Origin of the sequence: uncultured Roseobacter sp. (assembly GCF_947492555.1) — a bacterium.
Lineage (GTDB): Bacteria > Pseudomonadota > Alphaproteobacteria > Rhodobacterales > Rhodobacteraceae > Roseobacter.
This window is the reverse complement of sequence record NZ_CANLNE010000004.1, coordinates 17,809-44,149: the sequence shown is the minus strand read 5'-3', so window position 1 is coordinate 44,149 and position 26,341 is coordinate 17,809. Positions and strand designations below refer to the sequence as shown.

The 26,341-nt window shown below is 58.3% G+C and carries 15 protein-coding genes and 2 pseudogenes; 7 read left to right on the top strand and 10 right to left on the bottom strand.

Annotated elements, in window-relative coordinates; genetic code table 11:
• Positions 1 to 10 precede the first annotated feature (10 nt).
• A complete protein-coding gene (locus tag Q1A07_RS18995) occupies positions 11 to 1,144 on the top strand; it encodes a Gfo/Idh/MocA family oxidoreductase (RefSeq protein WP_299783608.1) in 1,134 nt (377 codons plus the stop codon).
• A 557-nt stretch (positions 1,145 to 1,701) separates the two neighbouring features.
• On the opposite strand, the gene Q1A07_RS18990 is transcribed toward Q1A07_RS18995, so the two are convergent.
• Positions 1,702 to 2,700 carry a LacI family DNA-binding transcriptional regulator gene (locus tag Q1A07_RS18990; protein ID WP_299783607.1) on the bottom strand — a complete coding sequence of 333 codons (999 nt, stop codon included), beginning with the start codon at positions 2,698 to 2,700 and terminating at the stop codon, positions 1,702 to 1,704.
• Positions 2,701 to 2,887: 187 nt separating this feature from the next.
• Here Q1A07_RS18990 and Q1A07_RS18985 point away from each other — a divergent pair, with 187 nt between their 5' ends.
• From Q1A07_RS18985 to Q1A07_RS18975, 3 genes are all read left to right on the top strand, one after another.
• On the top strand, positions 2,888 to 3,838 hold the full coding sequence (locus tag Q1A07_RS18985) for a sugar ABC transporter substrate-binding protein (protein WP_299783606.1): 951 nt from the start codon (positions 2,888 to 2,890) through the stop codon (positions 3,836 to 3,838).
• Positions 3,839 to 3,918: 80 nt separating this feature from the next.
• Entirely contained in the window at positions 3,919 to 5,031 is a 1,113-nt protein-coding gene (locus Q1A07_RS18980) for an ABC transporter permease (RefSeq protein ID WP_299783605.1), read from the top strand.
• Positions 5,031 to 5,828 (top strand): ATP-binding cassette domain-containing protein, encoded by a 798-nt coding sequence (locus tag Q1A07_RS18975; protein ID WP_299783604.1) that lies wholly within the window; start codon positions 5,031 to 5,033, stop codon positions 5,826 to 5,828. The genes Q1A07_RS18980 and Q1A07_RS18975 overlap by 1 nt, the downstream gene beginning before the upstream one ends.
• 22 nt (positions 5,829 to 5,850) lie before the next feature.
• Here the strand turns inward: Q1A07_RS18975 and Q1A07_RS18970 are convergent, their stop codons facing one another.
• Positions 5,851 to 7,032 (bottom strand): phytanoyl-CoA dioxygenase family protein, encoded by a 1,182-nt coding sequence (locus tag Q1A07_RS18970; protein WP_299783603.1) that lies wholly within the window; start codon positions 7,030 to 7,032, stop codon positions 5,851 to 5,853.
• Between the two features lie 250 nt (positions 7,033 to 7,282).
• On the opposite strand from Q1A07_RS18970, the gene Q1A07_RS18965 reads away from it, so the two are divergent.
• Positions 7,283 to 8,296 (top strand): TAXI family TRAP transporter solute-binding subunit, encoded by a 1,014-nt coding sequence (locus Q1A07_RS18965; RefSeq protein ID WP_299783602.1) that lies wholly within the window; start codon positions 7,283 to 7,285, stop codon positions 8,294 to 8,296.
• A 72-nt stretch (positions 8,297 to 8,368) separates the two neighbouring features.
• Complete coding sequence (locus Q1A07_RS18960; protein WP_299783601.1) at positions 8,369 to 10,420, top strand: TRAP transporter fused permease subunit; 2,052 nt, start codon at positions 8,369 to 8,371, stop codon at positions 10,418 to 10,420.
• A 61-nt stretch (positions 10,421 to 10,481) separates the two neighbouring features.
• Here Q1A07_RS18960 and Q1A07_RS18955 read toward each other — a convergent pair whose 3' ends face one another.
• The 3 genes and pseudogenes from Q1A07_RS18955 to Q1A07_RS18945 form a co-directional block, all read right to left on the bottom strand.
• The gene (locus Q1A07_RS18955; RefSeq protein ID WP_299783600.1) at positions 10,482 to 11,030 is read right to left on the bottom strand and encodes a VPLPA-CTERM sorting domain-containing protein; all 549 of its coding nucleotides are present in this window, start codon (positions 11,028 to 11,030) and stop codon (positions 10,482 to 10,484) included.
• Positions 11,031 to 11,083: 53 nt separating this feature from the next.
• The gene (locus Q1A07_RS18950) at positions 11,084 to 16,366 is read right to left on the bottom strand and encodes an ExeM/NucH family extracellular endonuclease (RefSeq protein WP_299783599.1); all 5,283 of its coding nucleotides are present in this window, start codon (positions 16,364 to 16,366) and stop codon (positions 11,084 to 11,086) included.
• Positions 16,367 to 16,625: 259 nt separating this feature from the next.
• Positions 16,626 to 17,236, bottom strand: a pseudogene (locus tag Q1A07_RS18945) (1-acyl-sn-glycerol-3-phosphate acyltransferase); the annotation flags it as partial.
• Between the two features lie 95 nt (positions 17,237 to 17,331).
• On the opposite strand from Q1A07_RS18945, the pseudogene Q1A07_RS21950 reads away from it, so the two are divergent.
• Positions 17,332 to 17,457, top strand: a pseudogene (locus tag Q1A07_RS21950) (substrate-binding domain-containing protein); the annotation flags it as partial.
• Between the two features lie 87 nt (positions 17,458 to 17,544).
• Here the strand turns inward: Q1A07_RS21950 and Q1A07_RS18940 are convergent.
• From Q1A07_RS18940 to Q1A07_RS18920, 5 genes are all read right to left on the bottom strand, one after another.
• Positions 17,545 to 17,793: a hypothetical protein gene (locus Q1A07_RS18940; RefSeq protein WP_299783598.1), complete on the bottom strand. Its 249-nt coding sequence runs from the start codon at positions 17,791 to 17,793 to the stop codon at positions 17,545 to 17,547.
• Between the two features lie 225 nt (positions 17,794 to 18,018).
• Complete coding sequence (locus Q1A07_RS18935; protein ID WP_299783597.1) at positions 18,019 to 19,797, bottom strand: calcium-binding protein; 1,779 nt, start codon at positions 19,795 to 19,797, stop codon at positions 18,019 to 18,021.
• Between the two features lie 907 nt (positions 19,798 to 20,704).
• On the bottom strand, positions 20,705 to 22,240 hold the full coding sequence (locus Q1A07_RS18930) for a hypothetical protein (protein ID WP_299783596.1): 1,536 nt from the start codon (positions 22,238 to 22,240) through the stop codon (positions 20,705 to 20,707).
• Positions 22,241 to 22,244: 4 nt separating this feature from the next.
• Complete coding sequence (locus Q1A07_RS18925) at positions 22,245 to 23,237, bottom strand: hypothetical protein (RefSeq protein ID WP_299783595.1); 993 nt, start codon at positions 23,235 to 23,237, stop codon at positions 22,245 to 22,247.
• Complete coding sequence (locus Q1A07_RS18920) at positions 23,227 to 26,187, bottom strand: hypothetical protein (protein ID WP_299783594.1); 2,961 nt, start codon at positions 26,185 to 26,187, stop codon at positions 23,227 to 23,229. Before Q1A07_RS18920 ends, Q1A07_RS18925 begins: the two co-directional genes overlap by 11 nt.
• Between the last annotated feature and the right edge of the window lie 154 nt (positions 26,188 to 26,341).

The following is a 26,341-nucleotide window of genomic DNA, read 5'->3' as shown; positions in this document are numbered from 1 at the left end:
AGCCTCTCTCATGACAAAACTGAACTGGGGTATGATTGGCGGCGGCGAGGGCAGCCAGATCGGGCCGGCACATCGGCTTGGCGCACAGGCTGACGGGAACTTTGTGCTGGCCGCTGGCGCACTGGACGTAGATGCCGAAAAAGGCCGCGCTTATGCGCAATCTCTAGGGGTCGCTGCGGACCGGGCTTATACCGGTTGGCAGGAGATGCTGGACGGTGAAAAGGGTCGCACGGACCGGGTTGATTTGGTCACCGTGGCCACACCCAACAGCACGCATTTCGAGATCACCAAAGCGTTCCTAGAGGCCGGGTTCAACGTGCTCTGCGAGAAGCCGATGACCATGACCGTCGAGGAGGGCGAAGAGATCGTGCGCGTGGCCGAGGCGTCGGGCAAGATTTGCGCGGTGAATTACTGCTACTCCGCCTACCCGATGGTGCGCGAGATGCGGCAGATGGTGAAGACGGGCCAGATCGGCAAGGTGCGGCTGGTCGTCGCAAACTTCAGCCACGGGCATCACGGCGATGCGGGCGACGCGGACAATCCGCGGGTGCGCTGGAGGTATGATCCGGCGATGGCGGGCGTGTCGGGGCAGTTCGCGGACTGCGGCATTCACGCGATGCACATGGCGAGCTTCATTGCTGGGGATGAGGTACGCAGCCTGTCGGCGGATTTCGCCTCGACCATACCCTCGCGGATGCTGGAAGACGATGCGATGGTGAACTTCCGGATGGAGGGCGGCACGGTCGGGCGGCTGTGGACGTCCTCGGTAGCCATCGGACGCCAGCACGGGTTCGACATTCAGGTGTTTGGCGAGACGGGTGGCATGCGGTGGGCCTCGGAGCAGCCCAATCAAGTTTATTATACCCCGGTAGGTGGGCGGACGCAGATCATGGAAAAAGGCGAAGGCGGACTGTCGGATGAGGCGACACGCCTCAGCCGGGTGGCCATTGCGCATCCGGAAGGCTTCCCGCTGGCGGTGGCGAATATCTACGTCGATCTGGCCGCTGCGATCCGGGGCGAGATGCGAGACGCCCTGCCCTCTGCCAGAGATGGCCTGCGGTCGATGGCGGCGGTCTATGCGGCGGTGGACTCAGCCAAAGCGGAGGGTGCGTGGGTGGATGCAAGGCCACCGATGTTGCGGTGACTCTGAAGACCGACTGGGCTACGTTTCAAAGCCATATATGCTGCCGTGAGCTAAACTCGGCCCACAGCCCTCTTTCGCCAAAGGCATTTATGGGAACAAACTGATTGACGTCGTCAAGAAGGTCTCTCTCTTAAGTTCGTCGCCGTTTATCGGAAGAGGACCGATGAAGATAGTTTAGCAGGTACCTCATCTTGGTCCGCGTAATGCGTCGAGCAACAGAATAGCCGGTCCGGAAATGATCGCTCCAAGAGCGATTCGGTCACCAAAAGAGAGGTCACTCCAATCTGGGGATGACCAAAAAAAATCAACCACAAGAACAATGTATATGACTATCCCGACTGAAAGCCTTATCTTTTTCGGCAGGAGCCTTGAAGGCTTGGGCGGAGGTCTGCGGGGAGATATCATTGTCAGTTTCGCCTGTCAGTTGCAACGAACTATATTGCCACAAATCCCACAAGTCGACGAGCCTATTCTGCACCATATCGGTTGAGAGCAGGCCTTCACGGACAAAGATCTTACCGTGACATCTGATCTTATAACGAGTCTAGGACAAACACCTAACCCACTGGCCTAAGCGTCCCGCGTTCGACAATCGAGCAAGGGAAAATCCGCGCCTCGGGGTAGCGGTCGGGCTCGTCGAGCATGGCGACCATCAGCTCAATAGACGACGTCACGATCTGGCGGATCGGCTGGTGGATCGTCGTGAGGTTGATGTTCTCCCAGCGGGCCATTTCCATGTCATTGAGGCCGATGATCCCGATGTCCTCGGGCACGCGCAGCCCGCTATCGGCGATGGCGGAGAGCACACCGATGGAAAGCACGTCGTCGCCGCAGAAGTAGGCCTCCGCCGGGTCCGACTTCAGCAGACGCAGCATCTCGCGGCGGCCTGCGTCAAAGGAATAGGCATCTGCAAAGCTGTAGCTGGTGGTGAGGCCGCGATGCGCACCCAGTTCCGAGAAAAAACCGGAATAGCGGTCTTGTGTGGACGTGGCGCTTTCGGGGCCACCAAGGAAGGCGATCTTGCGGTAGCCGCGGGCGACCAGCGTGCGCGCTGCCATGCGCCCGCATTCCACGTTATCGATGCCGACCACATGCACCTGGGGCGCGCTGGAATAGCGCCCGAAACTGTGTACAACGGGCACGCCCGCGTCGCGGAAGGCCTTGGAAAACCCCGGTGGCAGGGTGGAGGAGGCCACCACCGCACCATCAACCGAATACTGCCGCAGCATCCGCACCGAGGCCTGCGGGTCGGTCTCGTCCGAAAGGTTGACCAGCAGCGGGCGCAGGCCCCTGTCCTGCAGACCACGGGTAAAAAGATCGAAGACCTCTAGGAAAATCGGGTTGTGAAAGTTGTTGGAAATCAAGCCGATCAGCTTTGTGCGCCCGGTCGTCAAAGAGGATGCCAGCGCATTCGGGCTGTAGCCCAGATCACGCGCGGCCTTCTCGACCTTACGGCGCATTTTTTCGGAAACCGACGCGCCATCTGTGAAAGTGCGTGACACAGCCGACCGGGACACTCCCGCGCGCTCTGCAACCTCTTTCAATGTGATGGCCATGTCAAATCTGTCCGTTGGTCTTGTGTCTGCGCTCTTTTATCTGACGGTCCCCCGACTTGCAGCATGAATCAATGCGTCAGCTTTTGCAACCGGTTGCAAAATTAGCGACCTCGTGCTTTAGTTGGAATCGGAGAGGTGACAAAGTCACTCTTTTGCCACGAGAACGGTGAATCCTTGGGAGGAAAACATGACGTCCTTGATGAAGAAACTTGTGCTGGCGACCGCAATTGTCGCAGCCCCTTTCATGACTGCGCAAACCGCAGCGGCGGAAGGCGAAAAATACATTCTGGTCAGCCACGCGCCCGATAGCGACAGCTGGTGGAACACGATCAAAAACGGCATTGCGCTTGCCGGTGAACAGGTCGGCGCAGAGGTTGAATACCGCAACCCGCCCACCGGCGATATTGCCGACATGGCGCGGATCATCGAGCAGGCAGCTGCCAGCCAGCCAGACGGAATCATTACAACGCTGGCCGACTATGACGTTCTGAAAGGACCGATCAGCGCGGCTGTGGATCAGGGCATTGATGTCATCATCATGAACACCGGTACACCGGATCAGGCCCGTGAACTCGGCGCGCTGATGTATGTGGGTCAGCCGGAGTATGATGCAGGCTTCGCCGCAGGGCAGCGCGCCGCCAGCGAAGGGGTCACGAACTTTCTCTGCGTGAACCACGCGATCCAGCAGCCGACCGTTGGTGAGCGGTGCCGTGGATACGCCGATGGTCTGGGCATCGATCTTGGCAGCGCGATGATGGACAGCGGCACCGACCCGTCAGAGATCAAGAATAAGGTCCTGGCCTATCTGTCGGCGAACCCTGACGTGGACGGCATCCTGACACTGGGTCCTGTGTCCGCCGACCCGACCATCGCCGCGCTGAAAGAGAACGGCATGGCCGGTGCGATCCACTTCGGCACCTTTGACCTGGGCGAAGAGATCGTGAAGGGAATCAAGGACGGCACCATCAACTGGGGCATCGACCAGCAGCCTTTCCTGCAGGCCTATATGCCGGTTGTGATCCTGGCCAACTGGGACCGCTACGGCGTGCTTCCCGGCAATAACATCAACTCCGGTCCGGGCTTCGTCACCAAGGACGGCCTGACCAAGGTTGAAGAGTTCGCGGGCGAATTCCGCTGATCCTACTCAATACATCCCGGGCGGCCTTCACATCACGACGGCCGCCCATTCCTTAAACGCTTCAAGCCGAGGGACAGGCGATGGCGGACACCCCGCAGATAGATGAACGCATCAAAGAAATCTCACCGTTACGCCGGGCCCTGATCCGCCCTGAACTTGGCGGGATCGTAGGGACCTTCGCGGTTTTCACCCTGTTCGCGCTTTTCGCTTTTGACAGCGGCATGTTCAACAGCCAGGGCGTGATGAACTGGTCCATTGTCTCGGCGCAATTCATGATCATCGCGGTGGGCGCCTGCCTGCTGATGATCGCAGGCGAGTTTGACCTCTCCGTGGGCTCGATGATCGGTTTTGCGGGCATGATGATCGCCGTTTTCGGCGTCGTACTGGCCTGGCCGATGTGGATAGCGATCATCATCACCTTTGCCATCTGCTGCGCGCTTGGGGCGCTCAATGGCTGGATTGTTGTACGCACCGGGCTGCCGAGCTTCATCGTGACGCTGGCCTTTCTCTTTATCCTGCGCGGCTTTACCATCTACATTCCTCAGACCATTGAACGGAAAACCATCATCGGCGGTATTCGCGACGCAGCGGAAGGTGACTGGCTTGCCCCCATCTTCGGCGGCAAGATCGGCCAACCGATTTTTCAGTGGCTGGGCGATATCGGCGTCATCGGTGTGTTCGAGCGCGGCACGCGGGCCGGACAACCGGTGGTCGATGGCATCCCGATGCTGATCATCTGGGCCATTGTCCTGATCATTTTCGGGCACATCCTGCTCACCCGCACGCGGTTCGGAAACTGGATTTTCGCCTCGGGTGGCGACGCAGAAGCCGCGCGCAACTCAGGTGTACCGGTGAACAAGGTGAAAATCCTGATGTTCATGTTCACCGCCTTCTGCGCGACCGTTCTGGCCGTCTGTCAGGTGATGGAGTTTGGCTCTGCCGGGGCGGACCGCGGATTGCTGAAGGAATTCGAAGCAATCATCGCCGTGGTCATTGGCGGCGCGCTTCTGACCGGCGGATACGGTTCTGTCATTGGCGCAGCACTTGGTGCGCTGATCTTTGGTGTGGTGCAGCAGGGCCTCTTCTTTGCCGGTGTTGAATCCAGCCTGTTCCGGGTGTTCCTGGGGGTCATCCTGCTCTTTGCGGTGATCCTGAACACCTACATCCGCCGCATCATCACGGGAGAACGCTAATGTCTGCTTCTCAAAACGCGACCCCGCCCATCATCCAGATGAAAGATATTGAGAAACACTTTGGCAGTGTGATTGCCCTTGCCGGTGTCTCTGTTGATGTCTTTGCCGGTGAATGCCACTGCCTGCTGGGCGACAATGGTGCGGGCAAATCCACCTTCATCAAGACCATGTCAGGCGTGCACAAACCCACGGCGGGCGAGATCATCTTTGAGGGCAAGCCGCTGGATTTCGCCGACCCGCGCGACGCGATCACCGCCGGGATTGCAACGGTGCACCAGCATCTGGCGATGATCCCGCTAATGTCGGTCAGCCGCAATTTCTTCATGGGCAACGAACCCGTCAAGAAAGTCGCCGGTCTCACGTTCTTTGATCACGATTATGCCAACCGCGTCACCATGGAAGAGATGCGCAAGATGGGCATCAATCTGCGCGGGCCCGATCAGGCGGTGGGTACCCTGTCGGGAGGCGAACGGCAGACCGTGGCGATTGCCCGCGCGGTGCATTTCGGCGCAAAGGTGCTGATCCTGGACGAGCCGACCTCGGCATTGGGGGTGCGACAAACCTCCAACGTGCTGGCGACCATCGACAAGGTGCGCAAACAGGGTATCGCGGTTGTGTTCATTACCCACAACGTGCGCCACGCGCTGGCGGTCGGGGATCGCTTCACCGTGCTGAACCGGGGCAAGACCCTCGGGACGGCAAAGCGCGGCGAAATCACCCCGGAGGAGCTTCAGGACCTGATGGCCGGTGGGCAGGAGCTGGCGCAGTTGGAGGGCAGCCTGGGCGGCACGGTCTGACCGCCCACCCCGTCTTGCCGGATCAGGCCTGCCGTTTGGCGTCCATTGCGTCAATCCGGTGGGCAAAGCTCTCCGCATCCATCCCTTCCTTCAGCGCACGTGCAAAGAACGCGGCTTGCGTCTCGGGTGCAAGCCCTCCTGTCGGTGGGTCGCTGTCCAGATTGGTGGGGAATGCATATCCTTCGGCGGTACAGGCAATGACGGCGGCCAACTCACCCTCGGACAATCGCCCCTCTGACAACGCCGCCGCAATCCTCGGATAGAGTTTTTTGCACATCGCACTGCGATCCACCGTTTCCATCGCCCGGCCGAAGGCCGAAGAGATTTGCAGCAGGTTTGCCATCCGGTGGATATCTTTGGTCCTGTTCTCGCCCGCTGCGTGAAACAGGGCCGGATTGAAGAAGATAGCATCTCCCTTCGACAGTGGGACCTGGATGCAATGCTCCTCGAAACAGGTGCGGAACTTCTCCCGTCGAAACGCAACGTACCCCGGACGATAGGTCTGACTGAACGGCAACAGCTTGGTCGGCCCGCTTTCAACCGGCATATCGCAATGCGCAATACCGCCCTGCAAGGTCAGCGTGGGCGACAACATATGCACATGGGCGGGGTAACACGCCGCCTGCCCTGTTGTCTGAAACCCAAGGTGATAGTCGCGATGCGCCTCTTGCGCGGCCCCGCCGGGATAGACGACATTAATCTGCGCTGTCATCTGGAAACCGGGGCCAAGCCACGCTTCGCACACCGCCGCAACCGCTGCATTCGCAAAATAACCCAGGTAGGTCTCCGGCGACCGCTCACACAGTTTTTGCAGACTGTTCCAGATCCGATCATTGGCGCCAGCGGCGGCAAAGTGATCCCCTCCCCCGCCGCTCACCTGCCTTTCCTCTGCGATGATCTGCTCGTAGAGGGCGGTAGCCTGATCGAGAACCTCCGTCTGCTGATACGCCCCGGACAGCACCAGCACGCCCGGTCCGTCCAGCAGAACCCTGGCCCACTCCTGCAGTAGGCTCCAACGCCCGGCAGGGTCATCCAAGACACCCCGCAGCGTGCGCATGGCGTAGATTGGCACATTTTTTTCAGTGCCTGTCGCTTGCGGCACGTCGGCAGCCTGGGTTTCGCGCTGCACGATCTCGATGAAGTCCGACAGGTCGCATGCATCAGGATCGTAGTATCCGCTTTCGGCGTCTTTTTGGTCTTTCATGGTTTGGCATCTCCCCGATCCAAGCCTAGCCGTCGGTCTTTTGCCTGTGAAGACACTTGTCGCTTCAGCAGACCGACCGGTGCGCTTGTAGCGCGCATTGCCATTTCACTCTGATCAAATGGGAAAACGGCATTTGCCTTCCGCAAACTGCCAAAGTAGCGTCTCCGAACTGTCGTTTTGAAAAGGACAATTCAGGACCCGCCCGGCAGAACGCATTGCGGTATCTGAAAAAGAATTGGGAGAGAAAGATATGACAATTTCGCTAGGTACGCTGAAGGGCATGGTGGCCGGTGCGGCCATGGTGGTCGGCCTCGCGTCGATCGCCTCGGCACAGGAGCTGAAGTTCTTTACCATCGGGACCGGCGGCACCGCCTACACCTACTACCCGGTGGGGGGTGTGATTGCCAACGCGATTTCCAAACCTCCGGGATCGCGCGAATGCGATGCGGGCGGGTCTTGCGGTGTCGAGGGGCTGATCGCCTCTGCGGTGTCGTCGCGCGGATCGGTGGACAACGTGAATGCCATCATCTCCGGCCTGCGGAACTCCGGCTTTGCACAATCGGACGTGGCCTACTGGGCATACACCGGCACGGGCACCATGGAGGGCAAGGAGCCTGCAGAAGACCTGCGGACCATTGCCGCACTCTTTGAAGAGCACATTCACCTCGTCGCGCTGGCCGACAGCGGCATTGAGTCGGTGGCCGACCTGAAAGGTAAACGCGTGTCCTTGGATGAACCGGGATCCGGCACCTATGTCGACGCTAACCTGATCCTCGAAGCCAACGGCCTCGCCCTTGAAGATGTGACTGCCGAAGCCCTGAAGGGCGGTGCCGCATCGGAAGCGCTGCGCAATGGCAAGATCGATGCCTTCTTTGTGGTCGCGGGCTATCCAACGGGCTCCCTGGTGGAACTCGCCTCCGCCGCAGAGATCAAGCTTGTACCTATTGACGGCGCAGGCGCGGATGCTCTGGTGGACAAGTACGGCTTCTTCGCCGCTTCGGACATTCCGGAAGGCGCCTATGAAGGCGTCGGCACCACGGCAACCGTCGCCGTGGGGGCACAGTGGTTCACCTCTGCCAAGGAAGATGACGACCTGATCTACGAGATCACCAAGGCGCTGTGGAATGACAATTCCCGCAAATTGCTGGATGTAGGCCACGCCAAGGGCAAGACAATCACCCCTGACACCGCGCTAAACGGTGTCGGCGTTCCGCTGCATGCAGGGGCGGAGCGTTTCTACAAGGAAGTCGGTTTGCTCAAGTAACCCTGACCTGACCAAACAAGGCCCGGATGCGATCATGCGTCCGGGCCTTTTACGCTGTGGCGGGGGACAAAGATGACATCGGATACGCATAAAGAACTGACCGCCGAAGAGCTGGCTGAAATCGAACGCAAGTTCGATCCTGAAACCGCATTTCGGGCAACCGGCCCCGGCTTGGGACTGGTTATTGCCGCCGTGCTCGTTGCGATGTCTGTCTATCATTTCTACGCGTCAGGGTTTGGGCTGATCCGCGAACTCCTGCACCGCGGCATCCACCTGTCGTTCGTGCTGGGCCTCGTCTATCTGCTGTTCGGCTGGCGTAGCGACAAGAGCACGCAAGTTGCCACCCCGGCCTGGTACCGGGTGCAGGGTGTGCCGCTGCTCGATATCGTCTTTGCCATGCTTGCCGTGGGCGCAGCCCTGTATCTGCCGCTCCTCCCGCCAACCATTGTTGCTGAGCGCGTCGGCAATCCGTCGCAGTTTGATGTCTTCATGGGCACGGCCCTGCTGGTTTTAACTCTGGAAGCCACGCGCCGATCGGTCGGCCCCACCCTGCCGATCATCGCATTGCTCTTCATCATCTTCGCCATCTTTGGTCCTCTGATGCCCGGTGCCCTGAAACACGGCGGCGCCTCCTGGCTGGGGTTGATCAATCACCTATACATGACCAATCAGGGCATCTACGGGGTCGCCATCGGCGTGATGGCGCAATACGTCTTCCTTTTCATCCTCTTCGGCGTGCTGGCCACGCGGATCGGCCTGGGACAGCTCTTTATCGATCTGGCCATGGTCATTGCCGGGCGCTATTCCGGTGGCCCGGCAAAGGTCGCGATCTTTTCATCTGCTTTCATGGGCACCATTTCCGGATCTTCGATTGCCAACACGGTGACCACCGGCGCGCTGACCATCCCGGCGATGAAGCGCGTGGGCTATCCTGCGCATTTCTCCGGCGCCGTGGAAGCCACTGCGTCAACCGGTGGGCAGATCACCCCGCCGATCCTCGGGGCGGCGGCCTTTATCATGGTGGAATACCTCGAAATTCCGCTGCGCGACGTGCTGGCCGCCGCGCTTTTCCCCGCGCTGCTGCACTACTTCGGCATCTTCATCATGGTGCACCTCGAAGCCCGGAAACTGGGCCTCAGAGGCCTGCGCGCCGAGGAATTACCCAAGGCCGCACTTGTGCTAAAGCAACACTGGTTGTCGATTATTCCACTGGGAATCCTCGTTTACTTGATCTTATCAGGCAAAACACCGGATTACGCCGCCGTCTATGGCATCATCGCTTGTGTCGTGGTGGGTTTCCTCAATCCGGTCAACCGGCTGACCCTTACAGATCTCTGGAATGCACTGGCGGCCGGCGCCAAGAACACACTGGCCGTCGGGGCCGCCGCCGCCACCGTGGGTGTGGTCGTTGGCGTGGTGACCCTCACGGGTGTCGGCTTCCGACTTGGCTATGTGGTCGTGCAAACGGCGACAGATATCGGCGCATTTCTCTCGACGCTCTGGCCGCTGAGCTATTTCGCCATTGAACAGTGGGCTCTTTTCGTCTCGCTGATCCTGATTGCGATGTCCTGCATCGTCATGGGCGCGGGCATCCCCACGACAGCCACATACATCATCCTCGTAGCTGTTGCCGCCCCGGCACTCGCGCAGCTCCAGGTGGAACCATTGGTCGCCCACTTCTTCGTCTTCTACTACGGTGTGCTGGCGGACATTACACCACCGGTCGCGCTTGCCGCCTATGCCGCGGCGGGCATTGCGGGATCCAACCCTTTCCAGACCGGCAACACCGCCTTTCGGCTGGGGATCGCCAAGGCGCTGGTGCCTTTTGTCTTTGTCTACTCGCCTGCTCTTTTACTCGTGGCCGAAGGTTTCACCTGGGCCGCCTTCACCATCACCCTGATCGGCGCAATGCTGGGGATCGCCAGCCTTGGCGTCGCATTCTCCGGCTTCCTGATGGCCCCTCTCAAACGCTGGGAGCGGTGGTGGGTTGCGCTTGCCTCGTTCCTTTTCATCGCGCCGGGGCTGATCACCATGGGTATCGGGTTGCTTGCCATGGCTCCGATCGTGATATTTCAAATCTCCCGAAAGCCCGGAGATGCGGGAAACCCAAGCAACACCAACTAGGCCCGGTCAAATAGAAACGGTCGAGGATTCCCCGGCCGTGCAAACTCCCGTAATGCAGAAGTCAGCTGCGCCGCCGGCGAAGTCCGACCATCGCCGCCACAGCCAGACCCAGCAGAGGCAATGAGGCTGGCAGCGGGATCGGCGCGACATCGGAAAACACTTCCACACCAACGGGAGAGAAAAGCCCATTGTCCTGGGTTTCCTCGAAGAAAGAGAAGACAACAGTGGCTGTATCGCCAAACAGGTCTGCATCATCGCCCGATAGGGTGTCGAAGATCAGGGTCAGGACGTCTTCTGTTTCGGTCCCATCCGTGTTGACCGGATTGATGGTCAGAACGCTGCTGGCAAGGCTGGCGCTTGCCAGCAGCGTATCCCCGTTGAGGTTGGAAATCAGCAGATCACTGACCAGCGTGCCGCCGATCTGCTCGCCGTTGATGGCGACGTCGATGCCGTCGAAACCAAAGTCGATGAACTCACCGAAGAAACCGGCGGCTGCGTCGCCACCGATCAAGGCGTCGCCTTCGGCCTTATAGATCGGAAAGAGAGCTGCCGCGGCCGTCATCGGCGTCAGCAGGAACAGGCTGGCAGCAAGAGCTTTGAGAAGTTTCATACATCAAGTCCTTCAAGGGTAGAGGGCACGACACCAAGCGCCGAGCCAGAAAATTAGGCGATGTCGAAAACACCGTCATTGATAATGTCGATGTCTTCGATATCGCTGATCCCGCGCAGCAGGATCGTGTCGCGATCTTCGTCCAGCGCGATCAGCAGATTGTCGCGCCCGATGATCCGGGTGGCAGCAATGACCGCACCATCCAGATCGAGTGTGTCGATACCGGCTTCGAAATCCTGAATCCGCAGGCTGTCGCGCTGCGCATCTGTGTCGGTGAAGACAAAGGTATCTGCCTCACCACCACCGCTGACCACATCCAGACGACCGCCGCCCGAAACGATGCGCTCTGCCGCGTCGGTACCGGCCAAACGGTCATTGCCGGAAGTTCCTGCGATCAGCAGATCGGTGTCGCGGTCGAGATCAAGACCGACGATCACCGGGTCATGATCGGACCCACGCAACGGGCTGTTGCCATCAAAGAGGCCCTGATCCGTCGGGCGCTGGGTATCGGGTCCGGTGAATGTATCATCGAGATTATAGTCGAAGAACACGGGCGTGTCGGAGTTGATGTTCCACGTGGTGGCGCCGGTCACCTGATCCCGCAACCCTTCGTTGGCCAGCGCGTAGTCGAGCGTGCCAATCTGGCTGCTGAACCGGTAGGAATAGACGTCATCCCCTTCGAATTCGCGGGCGAGGTCGGTGTAGCCCGCCGCCTCGAGCACCTGGATCGGCGTCTCGCGCGCGTAGGCATTAAGATCGCCAAGGATCATCACGTCTTCATCGTCGACGCCGGTCGGGTTGGTCTCCAGCCAGGCAGAGAGTTCCCTGGCCGCCTCTTCGCGCGTGGCATTGTTGCGCCCGGCCCCGTCGCCCTGATCCAGATCCTCGACGGCCCCTGTGGGCGAGCCTTTGGATTTGAAATGGTTGACCGACGCGGTGAAGACACCGCCTGTTTCAATCTCCTCAAAGCTCTGCGCCAGCGCCGCCCGATTGAATGCGTCACCGCCCTGACCAGCCCCAAGCGGGTCGAGAAATGCGTCCGTATCCAGGATCGCCGCATCCCCCACCAGCCTGGTGGTTGTGGTGTCATAGATGAAGGCCACGGCGATGGCATCATCGCCCACAAATTCGGTGCCCGGATCAACGAATGACCACACCTCCGACCCCAGGGTGGCATTGATCTCTCCCACCAGCGTCTTGATGGCGAAATCATCCCCGGCGAAGTCGTTCTCGATCTCGATAAGACCGATCACGTCGCTGTCCATACCAAGGATGGTCTGCACCAGCTTCTCGGTCTGGCGGGCCAGTTCTTCCGGGGTGTCGGCGCCGCGCGGGTCCTCGCCGTTGTCAAGCTGCCCTTCCAACGTAGTAAAATAGTTCAACACGTTCAGAGAGCCGATCTTGTAGTCGCTGCCGACGTCTTCCGGCTCGGTCGGGACCGGGTTGGTTTCCTCCTCCAGATCGAATGCCACGCCCTCCGGCAGGCGCAAGCGATATTCACCAAAATCGAAATCCATAATCGCCGTCAGACCGTCGACGGATTGCCCCATGCGGACGCCATCGACCGGCCCTTCAACAAGGGAGCCGTCTGGTAAGGTGATCGGGTCAAAATCCTGCCGCGCGCGGCTGGTGCCATCGTCGATCAGGATCGAACGGTTGGCGACCTCTTCCTGATAGGCGGCGTTGCCATCCGCATCCGGTGTATTGATCTGGCTATACTGGTAAATTGGGCCGTCCGAAGACAGAGTCGCCGCACCGAAGTCTTCGTAATCGAAGCTCTCGGAGAAGGTCAGCGCCTCGTCGATGGTCACGAGCATGTTTTCGTAGGCTTCACGGTCGTCCAAATCGGTTAAGGCAATCGATTGTGCCAGTGTCATCGGATCAACGGCATCGGCCTCCTCAACCCGGATCTCCTGCACCTGGATCGTGGTTTTGCCAAAACGCTCCACCACGGTGCCCAGCACGCGGACCTTGTCGCCATCGGCCACATCCGCAATCAGATCGCCATTGCCCTCATATGCGAAAATGCCTTCGGAGGTCGTCGCATCGGCGTCCTGATCGGCACTCTCCTCCATCAGGAAGAAACCCCCAAGATCGCGGAACGTGTCGTTATCCCCGTTCTGGAAATCACCCGTTACGATCGCTTCGATCACCACCGTCTGCCCGACCAGCGCGCTGGCATCCTCATTGCCCTGAACCGTACTGATCAGAGACGGCGCGTCATCGATGTCGCCCTCACCACCGCCACCACCACCGAGCCCGGTGCCTGCGGTCGGCGTGTTCACTGCCGGATCGTTGCCAAAGCTGAGGATTTCGAAGTCTTCCGCTGTATCGGTGTCCACGCCATCGGTCACCCGGCCTACACCGGCGGGCAGAAAACTGCCGTCGGGTCCTACAGCAGGCGCCTCCAAAACGGCCGTATCGCCGCCTGAATCAAGGGCCGCAACGGAATCGATCACCACTTCGTCCCCGGTGATTGCGCCACCTTGCAGGCTGGAGGTTGCCACCAGCGCGAAGGTGGTCGAGCTGTTCTCGAAGGCATTTGCGGGGATGGAGATATTCGCCTCCACACCATAGATCGTCTCTGCGGTCTGATTGGCCAGCAGCAAAAAGCCGTTGTCGCCCAGAACCGTGCCGGGTTCGAAATCGATGCGGAAATCGATGGTACCCTTGGACGCGCCGGTATCGCTTTCAACCGCGATCAGGCTCAGGCCATCCAAGGAGGCCCCCGGAGTGCCGAAAAACTCGACGTATTCGGCATCCGTGCTGGTGGTGCTGACCAACACTTCGTTGATCACCACGCTCGCGTCGGCGCCGACATCCTCGAAAACCGTATCTTCGCGGAAGTTCAGGTTCTGGATGCGGGTGTCGCCAGACGCATTTGTGTCTTCCTCGGCAAAGGGCGCGTCGAGATCGTCTAGGTATTCTGCCAGGGCATCCTGCTCTGTGCCGTCATCGGCAAAGGTCGCATCCCCGGTGCGTGTGGTGTCCTCTGCGGTCAGATCGACGCGGTTCGCACTCTCGCCCTGCGGGAACGGATAGCCGTCCCCTCCCCCCGCCAGGAAGTTCAGCGTGACGATCCGGAATTCCTGCGTCTCATCTCCCACAACTGCGCCGTCCCGCACAAGTTCCGCGATTTGATTACCGTCCTCATCAACGATTTCCGCGTTTACGATGCGGCCGCCAGCGTCGAGCTCGGGATCGAAAGAGAACTCGACACCCGAGACCTGCAGGAAACGACCCGCGACATCCGGCAATCCTCCAACACCGTGCTCCAGCACAGCGACCAGCTCCGCCTTGGTCAGGGTCAGCAGGGTGAGCCCATTGTTGAAGGCGAGTGTCGTTTGAATGTCGTTCTGGCTGATCCCGCCTTGAGGTTTCACAACATTGCCGTCGCCATCGACGATCTCGCCATTCGGCAGGCGTGTCGCCTCGGTGTCTCCTGGCAGCACGAGCGTTTCACCGATGGAAGCGCGGATGCCCCCGCCATTTTTGATCGAAACAACCACCGTTTCGTCGCTCTCCTGTGCTGTGGCAAGGTTGGCATCAGCGGTCAGGTTGCCGAGGTTGGTTTCCTGTGTCCGCACACCGTCAGGATCGCCATCAACACCCGACCGGTTGCCATTGAGGAAAACATCAGACGTGCCAAAGACATTGGATTCCGTCGCGATGATCTGCGCTTCGATTGCATCGGCGATGGCCTGAATTTCAGGATCAACGAGCGCTTCGGCACCGAGATCGGCCACACCCTGGGAATCCGTGGCATAGGCCCCCGAAACCTCCGGGTCGTAAGACCCGGGAATGATTTTCCCCTCCGCGTCGAAATCAAGAACAAGGCGACCGACGTATTTATAGCTGCCATCCGTATTGACCACGGCCGTTTGAGTGCCACCGGCATTCTCGACAAAGATCGGGTAGTCGCCCTGCACACTGTCGCCCTCCCGGGGGCGGTCGTTTTCGTCGAAGAGGCGGTTGTTCGAGCCGCCGGCCACAATCACATCGACATTCTCAAGGCGGGCCGCAAGCTCCTGCTCGATGTTCAGGCGCTGCATATGCGCCAGAAGGATCACCTTGTTCATCGACGGATCAGCCGCCAGCAGCGCATCCACTTCCTGCTGAATCTCTGTAGCAAGCGCGTCCAGTTGCTCCGGTGTCGGATTGTCGTCGAAATCACCGGGCAGGATGTCCAGATCGCCGGGGCTCGAAATGCGATCCAGCGTGGGTGTAGTGGCCCCGACGACGCCGATTTTTTCACCGCCTGTCTCGAAGACAACCGAGGAGGTCACCGTATTGCCAAGGGCTGCCTCACCGCCTGCCCTTTCCAGCGGCGCAAGGTTTGCATCGGTGGAAAAATCCAGGTTTGTCGAGAGATAGGCAAAATCCGTTCCGCCAAAGTCAGTGCCGAACACATCGCCGGGCGCATCACCTGAGATCAGATCCGCCAGCGTTTCGGTTCCAAAATCAAACTCGTGGTTACCGAGGGCAATGGCCTGAATGCCCAATTCATTCTGAATCTGGATATCCGCAATGCCAGCGGAGCCAAAAACTGCTTCGGACGCGTCGAAAAAGACGCCCGGAATGATCGCGTCCCCCGAAGACAGGGTCAGCGTATTATCGGCAACACCATCATCGCCAAGATCCTGAGCGCGCAGTGCATTCAGGACAGCAGAGAGGTTCGGTGCGTCCACAACGGCTCCGGAAGAGGCTTCCTGATCTGCGATATGCAGCAGTTCGAGCGTGAAGACACCGCCATCACCGTCTGTGGCTTCCAGCCCGTCAACGACGAGGTTGTCGATGCCGAATTCGTCGCGGGAACCGCTGCCGTCAACGTCATCGCCTGACCACCGGAGATAGAATGTGGAGCCTGCCGGCAGGTCCGGCAGCGGCACGGCAATAACAGTGCCGACCACACCGTCTGCGTTCGGCGCGGCGGCACTGGCAAACATATCGAGCGGCGAGAAGGTCACACCATCGAGCGAATAGGAAAGGTCAAACGCATTGGCACGTGTCGCGTCATTGTTGACCAGCCGTTCGAAGGTCACGACGACATCGGACAGGTCCGTATCGCCGCTGTTCAGGGTCAGCGTAATGTTGCCGGGCGTGAAATCACTGCCCCCCGGTTGCAGGTAGAGCGCGTTGTCACCGTCACTCCGGTTCAGGGCGTAAAGACCGCCCGTAGATACGCCGCCGTCTGTTTCACCGCGGGACAGATCCGCCACGGAGTTGAAACCCTCGACGGACCAAAGAAGAGAATTCAGCTGGCCCAGCGCAGGGGTCTCATCCAACCCAAGACCGAGAAAAGCGTTGAAATCATTGACGAAAATCTGGCGGCGCATGGCAAAACCTATCTTTGAAACAAGGAATACAGATGACGGTCAGCAAAGTTTCGCTGCCGGTTTCTGCGCTTACTGGACCCGTGGGTAGGGGGTAGATGTAACGACTTGTTAACGATTACTTTACAATTTTGTTCTGCGGGCAAAACAACCATAAAGTGTATTTCCCTTAGGGAATGCGCGGAATTCAGCTTGTTTAGCGGATAGCTTGATAACCAGCTGAGCATTTGACCAAGCAAACACCCCCCGCTGGGTTCTGGTGGAGTGCCAGCGTCCGGCGACGCAACAGGTCAAACGCGTCGGAGCGTTTTTCGGGGAGATCTTGCCGCAGGACCGGCGCGCTGATGTGAACACGAAAGGGCTGGCGATCTTTGTTCAATGTTTCATGAAACAGTGAAATGTCCCGCAGGGTGGGATGCAGCAGGTCCAGAAGATAGAACAGCGCCGAATTGCGTGCGTGGATGTTCACGGGACCATCGGCACATCGAGCTTTTGCGCGATCATGGCCGCTGATTGCATCCGTGCGCGTTCATAAAGGTGCAGCTACCGACGTTTCGCCAGCCGCCCCGAGGGGAAGATAATGCCCATACGACCTTTCGAGAGGGCGGCGCCGGTCAACTGCATGGTCTTTTTCGTTTTCTCATAGTTCCGCCGATCAAGCCGCCATTCGACCGGCAGGATCAGTTTCTGCATCTGTGGCAAAACGCGCAGGATATCGGAATTGGCGAAAATGAAGAGATCCGGCCGAGAGCAGGCAAACGCGGGATAGAGGATGATGCTATCTGCAATTCCCGTGGGGTGATTGGCCACGACCAGCGCGGGTCCTGATCGCGGGATATGCTGGACGCCAGTGATCTGCACATCCCGCGCGATGTGGCTGACCGGGATCAAGCAAGACTGAACAGACGGTCTGCACTTGACGCAATCGGACATCGATTACCGCACCGCGGGCAGATGGCGCCGCTGCGTTGTTGGAAAGGCCGCCGACATTGACGGGTTTTCTATGCCTGTCGGGCCTGCGCGCTCAGGGGGTTCTGTCTCGTCTTCAACATATGGGCATAAGTGTCCCGGCAGATATGTCGATCATCGGGATGGACGATCTGCAAGGTTCCGCAAGCACCCGGAAGCCAAACCCCCGCCTTGCCCTGCCGGGCAAAGCGTCTCCCTTCTCGCGAAAGTCGTCAGCCGTCTTCCATCGGCTGGCTGTCCGCCGAGGTCAGATCGAGCCCATAAGCGCTCCGCATCTGCTCGATGAAGCTCAGTGTTTCGACGTCAAAGGGAGACTTGCCCTCCAAACTGTGAAGCAAAATGCTCTCAAGCAGATCACCCAACGAAATCTCATGCTGAGCGGCCACCGCCTTGAGAACTTTCAATATGCGTTTTTCGATGCGAACACCGGTCTGCACACGTTCTATCCTTTTTTCAGCCATTCAGCCCCAACCGCTCGTAGCCCCTTTGTTTCAAGGGTTGAACGTAACAACTTCGATAGGGACTGGAAAGACCTGGTTGATGTGATGGACTGTACAAGACAACCCTTTCGATGATGTACCACTCTCCAACTTGACCGCCGTCAGATTTAGTTCTCGGAGGGATCAATCGTAATGCTCTCAGGCGGTCGGTAAGGATACGCCGCGAAACCATTCGCGGCGTATCCTTCAGAACATTGACCATTCTTCAACGATATCTGGGAGCTTAAGCAAGTTGGGATCGAGCTCCGTCGGTAACTCATCCGGTTCTTTATGACCCAATTCGACATGGAAAATATCGCCGTTGGAAATCTGCTGATTCAGCAGGATGGCATTTACATTCTTGATGATCGCGATGGCCTGAACGTCGGGGACGAGCACTGCCTCGCCTTGGACACCGTCCGGAAAGGTTGCTTCGCTCCGCGTTGCGAACAGTAATGAGTCCTGACCGATCTGGATCGCAAAAAGGTAGTCGATGTTGTCGACCGGTTCTTCGAAATTGTGGAAATACCCACTTTCAAAAGCGAACTCATCTCCCCAAACATTCAGGTCGTAGATGGTATCGATAGCACCGTCCACGAAATTCTCGAAGTGAATGACATCCAAACCATCGCCTGTATGTATCGTATCATTTCCTCTGCCCCCACGGATCGTATCATTGCCATTACCAGCAACGATCATGTCGTCACCGGAACCGGCATCAATATCGTCGTGCCCGTCACCTCCTTCCAGCGTATCGTTACCTCTGTCGCCGAGCATACGATCATTGCCGTCACCGCCATACAGGAGATCATTCCCTTTTCCGCCGTTCATGGTGTCGTTACCGTCACCGCCGGATAGCAAGTCATTGTGACCTTCCCCATAGAGACGGTCATCGCCATCGCCCCCATAAACGGAGTCAGCGCCACTTCCTGCTACAAGTAGATCGTCACCGGCATGGCCCTTAATGCTATCATTGCCAGCAAAACCGTAAACGGTATCGTCCCCCGCGCCCATCCACATGACATTCGCATCGTCGGTACCGATGACTTCATCGTCACCACCACCGGTCTGGACACGTTCAATGCTGTGCAGAAGATCGGTACCAAGGCCTCCGCCCCAGGCGATGCCGCCTTCCAGATCAACATTCATGTCGCCGTTCGTATCGAAAATCGCAAAGTCCAGACCATTGCCGCCATAAAGGGCGTCGTCACCGGCACCACCTTCCAGCGTGTCCTGATCGTCGCCGCCCCACATGCTGTCATTGCCGTGGCCACCGTCCAGCCTGTCGCTGCCGTCGCCACCGCCCAGCATATCGTTGTGATTGCCCCCCTCAAGGGTATCGTTGCCATCGCCACCGTCCAGCACATCGCTGTGACTGCCTCCCTCAAGGGTGTCATTACCCTCGCCGCCTTGAAGGTTGTCGGCCTGATTGCCACCAATCAGCAAGTCGTTGCCATCATCACCCTTCAGCGTATCCTTGCCGTTGCCTCCGTTCAGCGTGTCGTTGTGATCGCCGCCCCGCACGCTGTCATCGCCATTGTTCCCGGAGATGAAATTCGCGTTTCCATCGCCAATGATGTGATCATTGCTTTGACCGCCAGTCACATTCTCAATGCTGTAAAAGGTCATTTCAATGGCAAGATCAGCGTTCTGCCACCCGCTCGGCGTCCACCACGACACCGGCGGGATGTGCACTGTGCCCGTTCCGGACGCCAGATTCACGGTGATCGGATGATGGGAGTCCTCCAGGCTGACCTCGTCCGTGCCGCTGCCCCCATTGATATGGATTGACCTGTCGAAATTTGGATAGCTCATGTAATTCCAGTCGACCACCGGGTTGAACCTGATGATGTCATCCCCTCCATACCCGTAGACACCATGGCTCCAAATACCATTGACGACAGAATTCTGGTTCAATCCCACGATATAAATGTAATCTGCTTCGGCGGTGCCTTTGATGGCTTCAGGGTTTACTTGTTCAGCCATTATCTTAACTCCTTCTTTCTGTGTCGGGCGCAGGTCACTTTGCGTGACACAAAATGCATTTCGAGCTTTGTGGTTTCAGGCTTGTCGCAAGGCTTTGGGTTCCGACGGAATGAAAAACCTTTGCGGAAGAGAACCGATGCGTCCGAACCCGCACCACCATGGGTGCAATCCGGCGGGTCCCCACCCAATTCGAAATTCCTGATGTAATCTGCGGCAGCTCGCACCCCCGCGGCGAAGAAATACTGGCCCCGGGGCGTCGAATGAGTGCCTTGCTAGAAAATACGGGGAGAAAGCGGTTCCAGAAATCATTGCTGAGAACCAAAGATGCGTGGGCATCACGCCTGCGCGCGATGCCCATCGCACCTGACCCACTGGCCTGCGAACTACGTTTTGATGCACAAAAGAAATTCGCGACCAGAGCGCCAACCCGGACCATAGCCCGGCCTTTGGTGCCTAAAGTGACGTCAAATTTTTTGCCGTAAACTGGCGACCGTTCAATCATTTTACACTTCTCCTCCGCGTGACCCTTAAGTCTCGCTTTGGTCAAATTTTTCGTACCTATTGCGTGCAATCCCACACGGGGCTCGCACCGTCACTTTGCTGTGAGACTGGAGATACACAGGCACCGGGTCTACAGGAACCCGAACGCCTGCAAGCAGCTTATGCGCGGCTGCATCACCGCCCTTTCGGTGACGAGGGTCGCCGAAGAAATTGCTCTCAATATCAAACTATCTTATTGTTTTTAAATAATTTATTTTCAAGAACGCGAATTGATATCACGCACTCGACGCAATCACTTGAGCCCTTGGCATCACCATAGGTTTTCAGAACGAGGTTAACAAAACTCAGGTTTTCAGCGAGAACCCCACTTGCCAGTTTCGGACATCCGGTGCCTGGGGAAACCTGCTCACTCCGCGCTCTCGACCACGCCCTTGCTGATCAATTCATTCAGTCCCTCAGGCGCAATTGGGGGATTATAGTCACCATCATCCGACAGCCTGTGCTTTCGTGGAATGTTAATGGCGCCGTACATGTCCAAAAGCGCGTTTACCGCGTGCTGGCTCAGGGATTTGTTGGCTTTGGGGCTGGTATCGATATTGATTTTGTCCAGAGCCGTTCCAACGTCCTTGATCGCCTGGGTTCCATACCGATCAAGATCTTTGTCGGCATGCTCAAATCGTTTTTTATAGATCCATTTATGACCCATGCCTGGAAAATGGAATTGACCATCAAAAGGCAACCATTGGCCGGGTTTTTTGGAGTTTTTTCCGGTGGACTGATAGAACGCCTGCATCACGGTATCACCCTTCTCGTCGCGCATCTTGACGATCACAAAGGCGCGGGTGACTCTTTTCCCGTTAATGACCTCCACAGCGTCCTTGAGAATGAACACGTCGGACGCGACCGACCCGTCGCGCGGCAGCTTGATGTCTCGCAGGCCCGGAGCGGGCGGCTTGCCAAGCCGGAACTTCTTTCCAAGGTATTTTTTGATGCGTTTCCATCGGGTCCGCGCCGTGATCCTGGTCACCTCGACCTGTGCTTTGGTCTTCTGCGCCCGCGTGGACGGTTTCACTGTCGTCACTGGCAAGCCGTTGATCATCATCTGTGACGCAGGCGCGCCCACTTGCGGTTTGACATTGCGCGTGAATTTCTGCGCGGCCGTGTTTTTGCCGCCCGCCATCCCTCCAATGCTCTGGAATTGATGGCCCACGGCATTGATTGCCACCTGATCGTCCGTGACCCATCCCGTAGCAGTCGCGGCAAAGCCGCCAAGGAGGCTGGAAGACATGATCTTGGCAGTATCCAACTGCAGTCTGAGCAGTTGGATACGGTGGTGAACATTCGCCTGATACCCCGTCCGAACAACACCGTCGGCATCCCACCGCTTTACCATCATCAACCGGTGATATTCTGCCGCCTCCGGCGAGTCCAATGCCCGAAGGCGGCCCTCAAACTCGGCCTCCATCCAGTAGTTCAACCGGTCCAGACGCGCCTCTGCATCCCTGTCTCCAGCCTGATCGGGATACATCTCGTCCAGAACCTGCAGGACGTTTGCCCGCAACCGCGCACGCCGCTTGTTGGCACGCTCCGCGGGGCTTGGCGCGGGGGCGGCGTCCTTCGGGTCAGGCGGGGCCGTGGCAAGCGGATCGCCCAAGTGAAAATCCATCAGCGGCGTGACGGAGTTTGGGTCGGTGAACGGGTCGAAAACCATCGCCCGGCCAACAGCGATATTGAAATCGGTGGTGTTCAGATTGTGCGACGCCTGGAAGAACAGGTTGCCCGGCTCGCCGCTGATCAGTCCGGAGTGACCATAGTATTCCAGAAAGTAGTTACCCTGACGGTCCTGCTTAATGTCCCCATGAAAAATCCCGTAAGGCTCGCTCTTGTCCTTGTCGTTGGCGTGGATGTTCCGCTCGATACTGAATTCCTGGACTTTATCCATGGTGTCAGTCCTGCAGGCGGGTGATCATTTCCTCGCCAATGATCCGCGCCTCGAAATGCGTGAAAGCGGCCGCGTTCACCGCCAGCGCGATACGTTCGAAATGCCCCGCACCGGCATCCAACGTCTTGCTGGTGTTCAAAACGGCTTGCAGGTTGGCGGAAAAACGCATCGTTTGCACGCCGGATGCCGAAATCTCCACCGGCGGGTCAAACGCCCCGATGTTGAGCATTTCCGACAGGGAATGAAACCGGAGTGCGGAGTCGATCTCCTCCAATACGCTGACACCGTGCAACAGCGGCAGACCCACACCGCCCTCAAGCCGCCCGCGCCTGCGTTCGGAGAAATAGGTGGAGGCACTGACTTTCGCAATGAACTCAAATTGAAAGGACACAATGCCGGACAGGCCCAAGCCATCGGCGAAACTCTTATGTGCCGGATCGGCATTGACGACCAGATCAATGATATTGGCAGAACCGCCTTCGTCCACCACGTGAAGCCGCGCGGTGTAGGTGAACGCGCCGTCGTGGGTTCGTTTGGACACCGCCATGTGCCAGGCGACCGCGTCAATATCGCTTGGTGTGACCAGATCAAAGGATTTGGATAACCAGCGGCAGCGGTCCTGATCCGACGCTACGAGCGTGAGCACGCCCTGCACATCCGACAGAAACGCGTTTTCCAGCACACCACCGCTGAAATCCTCCTGCCCGGAAATCGCATGCACACGGGTTTTGTAAGCGTCCCGGTAGTGCCCGGGTAGCAACTCGCGAATGACGCCGATCTCCAGGATCGGATCGGTCTGGCGTTTCAGCATCTGGGCAGCCTGATCAGTGTCGAAAACGAAATCCAACCCCGAAACCTCCCACTGCTGGCCACTCTTGAGAGGCGAAGACAGGGCGGTTGTGACACCGGTCGTGCCAGAAGCAAGGTTCAGGCTTCCACTGCTTGGGTCGGTGAAATAGGTCGCCAGACCACTCAGATCGATCGTATCAGTTATCATCCCAGACCGGCGCCTCCGATACGTCATACCAAATGTCGATATCCACATCCTCACCCAGATCGGACCCGAAACGAATCGCCAAAGCGTCCCGCACCCCGCGCCGCATCTGGTTGGCCAGCGCGGGCATCTCCATGCCCAGCGGGATGGTGCCCACGATGATATCGCGCGGCTCACCCTGCCAGACGACTTCATTGCCCTTGATGCGATTAAGATCAGTGCTCGGCACCGCCTTACGCTCGATGACCCGTTTGCTTTCGCCGCCCGACGTCTCCGCGTAGCTCACCGCATCCTGCCCGTCGGTCTTCTTTTGCTTGCTGAAGGCGTGGGTGGATCTGGACGCGGCTTTCTGGATGCTGCCCTGCGAGCCAAAGGAATGATTGCCGAGAATGCCGGGCCAGAAATGCGCCGAGCTGGTGCCCAGGCTGGCGCCAAACCCGATACCCACATTTATGCCTCCGTTCACACCGGGGGAGATGTTGAAGCCGTTGAGGTAGTTCTTCCAAAGCCCCGGGATCATATTCACGGGTGGACCGCTGCTGCTCGCAGGCCCGGTGGTCAGCAAAGCCATGATCTGTGGGCCCAGATCGGCCGGTGGCGGTACCTGCGTGACCAGTTCAAAGAGTTGCCGCAGGAATTCGCCGTTGTTCTGAACCGCAGAAGCGGTCGACAGGATCGGCGAAAAGGGGGAGAAGGTCAGCGTATGCAGGCCTTCGATCTCGCCGGGGGCCAGATCTCCCCAGTTTTGCTGAAAATCTACTGTCAGCGGGTTGGCGTTTTCGAACGTGACAATCTCTTGCGACGGGTCGCCCGTCACATAACGTCGCGCATTGTTCACATAGGACGCCGCGTCTTCCCAGTCGTTTGAGACGGTCGGATAGAGATGTTCCGTGTGCGAGCGCACCTCCTGCGACCCGCGCGATTCAAAGCCCGCGTGTGTCTCGCCACTGCGGTCGGTGTAGCTGACACTTGGGCCCATTTCGGTCTGAATATATCCCTGCGACGAGGATTGCGTGATGTGCAGCGCGTAGTTTGGTCGCTCTTCTTCCGGAAAGGCATCGGTGTAGTCATTTGCGCCATAGGGATCCTGCCCCGCAGTCTCCTTTGTCGTGTAGACCACCGACTTTTCAAACTCGACAGACCGCCGCCTGGAGTTCTGGAACACCTGCGCCTTGGTGGTGTTCAGAAGGTCCAGAAGGCTCTTAAACTGCGCCACCTTCTGGCGTTGCCCGGTTTCCCTGACCCGTTCAATCCCGAGCGTGAAACCGCGCGATCCCAGCACCGCATAGTCATCCAGCAGGTCTTTCCCGATCAGGCGGAAATGCAGCGCCTGCACAGTCTGAGACTTCGACGGGCGGGGCGTGATCCAGACATCGGACGACTGAAAGAAGTCGAGTTGGGAGACGACGATCCGGCAAGTTTCACTGTCAGCATTGGACAGCCGGATCGACAGGTATTGCGCAGAGGTGGGCTGATCGAAGCGCAGACCGTCCTGCGCCAATCTGAAAATATCCATGAACGTAGAGACATGTGTCCGCGCGATGCGGCGAAGATACTCTGGCGAGGAGGCGATGCGGGTCGCCGCAAGACCGTCGGGCGGATCAACCTCAAACACCTCGATCTGGATGCTTTCGCAAAAGTTCACCGAGTTGGGCAACTGCAGGATGTAGTCTTCAAGGACTTCTTCCAGCGCCTCGCGGCTGGCCGTTTTCAAGCTGTTGAGAAAGGTGAACAGGATGTCGCTGAAGTCCACGCTATCGGAATGGCGGTCGATGTCCTGCAACCGGTCAATCAACGCGTCGATATCTTCTGCCCGTTTTTCGTCCGGGATGAAGGGCAGCCGCATCTTCAGCCCGGCCACACAGCGCGGTTCATCATCCGCCTGTTCAAAGAGCAGATTCACAGCATCGCCGTTGCCAAGCGGTTCAGAGACAAAAATCTCCTTGTATCCTTTGCCTGCGCGGGCGGGATTTGACCGATAAGCCCGCGCCGGGGACGTCAGCGACGTGGCGGAATAGACCCCATACTGCCCATCCGGATGCAAGATCGCCGACTTTCCGTGAACGGAGGTGCCCCCATCGCTGTCCCGGTCGGGATATTGTTCTGACAGCACCCCGAAACCGGTCAAGGGACGGTACCGCATCGCCTCTTCATGCGTGTAGAAAACAAGCTGCGGGATGTCATAGCCAAGTGTGAATTCCAGCCGCTCGCGCATGTCATCCGTGAGGTCAGGTAGCTTCTTCTGTTCGTATTCGAACGGGAAGAAGGGAAAGTTCGACAGTTTCAGAGTTACCGCCGAGGTATAGGTCGGCTCAATCGGTATATAGTTGGCGCCAGAGTGATAATTGCTTTCCTGATGCACCAGTGTGTTGTCGGCATCGAAAAAATTCTGGCCCCTGAGGGGTTGCAGCTCGGCATCGACGGAGCCTGCGTTCGTGATCTGAATTTCGCGCGGGAGCCCGAAGTTGGCGCTGCTCTGGCCAAATCTGTTGAACGTGTAGGGAATGTAGGGATTGCCGAAAACACACGCCCCGCCCAGAAGAGCGGGCCGGGCAAAGCGGATCAGGAGTTCCACCGAGGCTCTGCGCCCATGCGTGAAGGCCGCCTCGTAGTTGGTTTTGGACAGCAGCAAAGGTTTGGAGAGGGCGGAGAGCTGCACCGCGTCCTGTTTGTCGCCTCCGGCAAACTCCGGTCTTTCAAAAACAGTGAGGCCCGTCGCCGGAGCGATCACATTCCCGTTCGCATTGAGCTTGGGCAGGTAGTCGTCAAACCGATGTTTTCCGGGGGTTCCCAGATCAAGAATATTCGACCTGAATGAAAACTCGAACGCATCCGTCGCGACGCTGAGCCTGATCACCCGTGCCGCTTCTGAATTCTCGTCGCGCCCAAAACCGGAAAGCTCGATAGGTCGACCAACATTGGTTCGGATCGGATACCGCGTATTACTAATCATGCCCCACCCCTGGTTGAACAGATGCTGAAGGTGACGCAACGTCAAGTCAAGAGGTTTGCATCTTGAGAGGATGGTGGATCAGCTCGGGAAATGGGCTCAGATCACTATCGGCAGCAACCTCTTTTGGATGGTGCAGCAATACATCGCCCAAAGA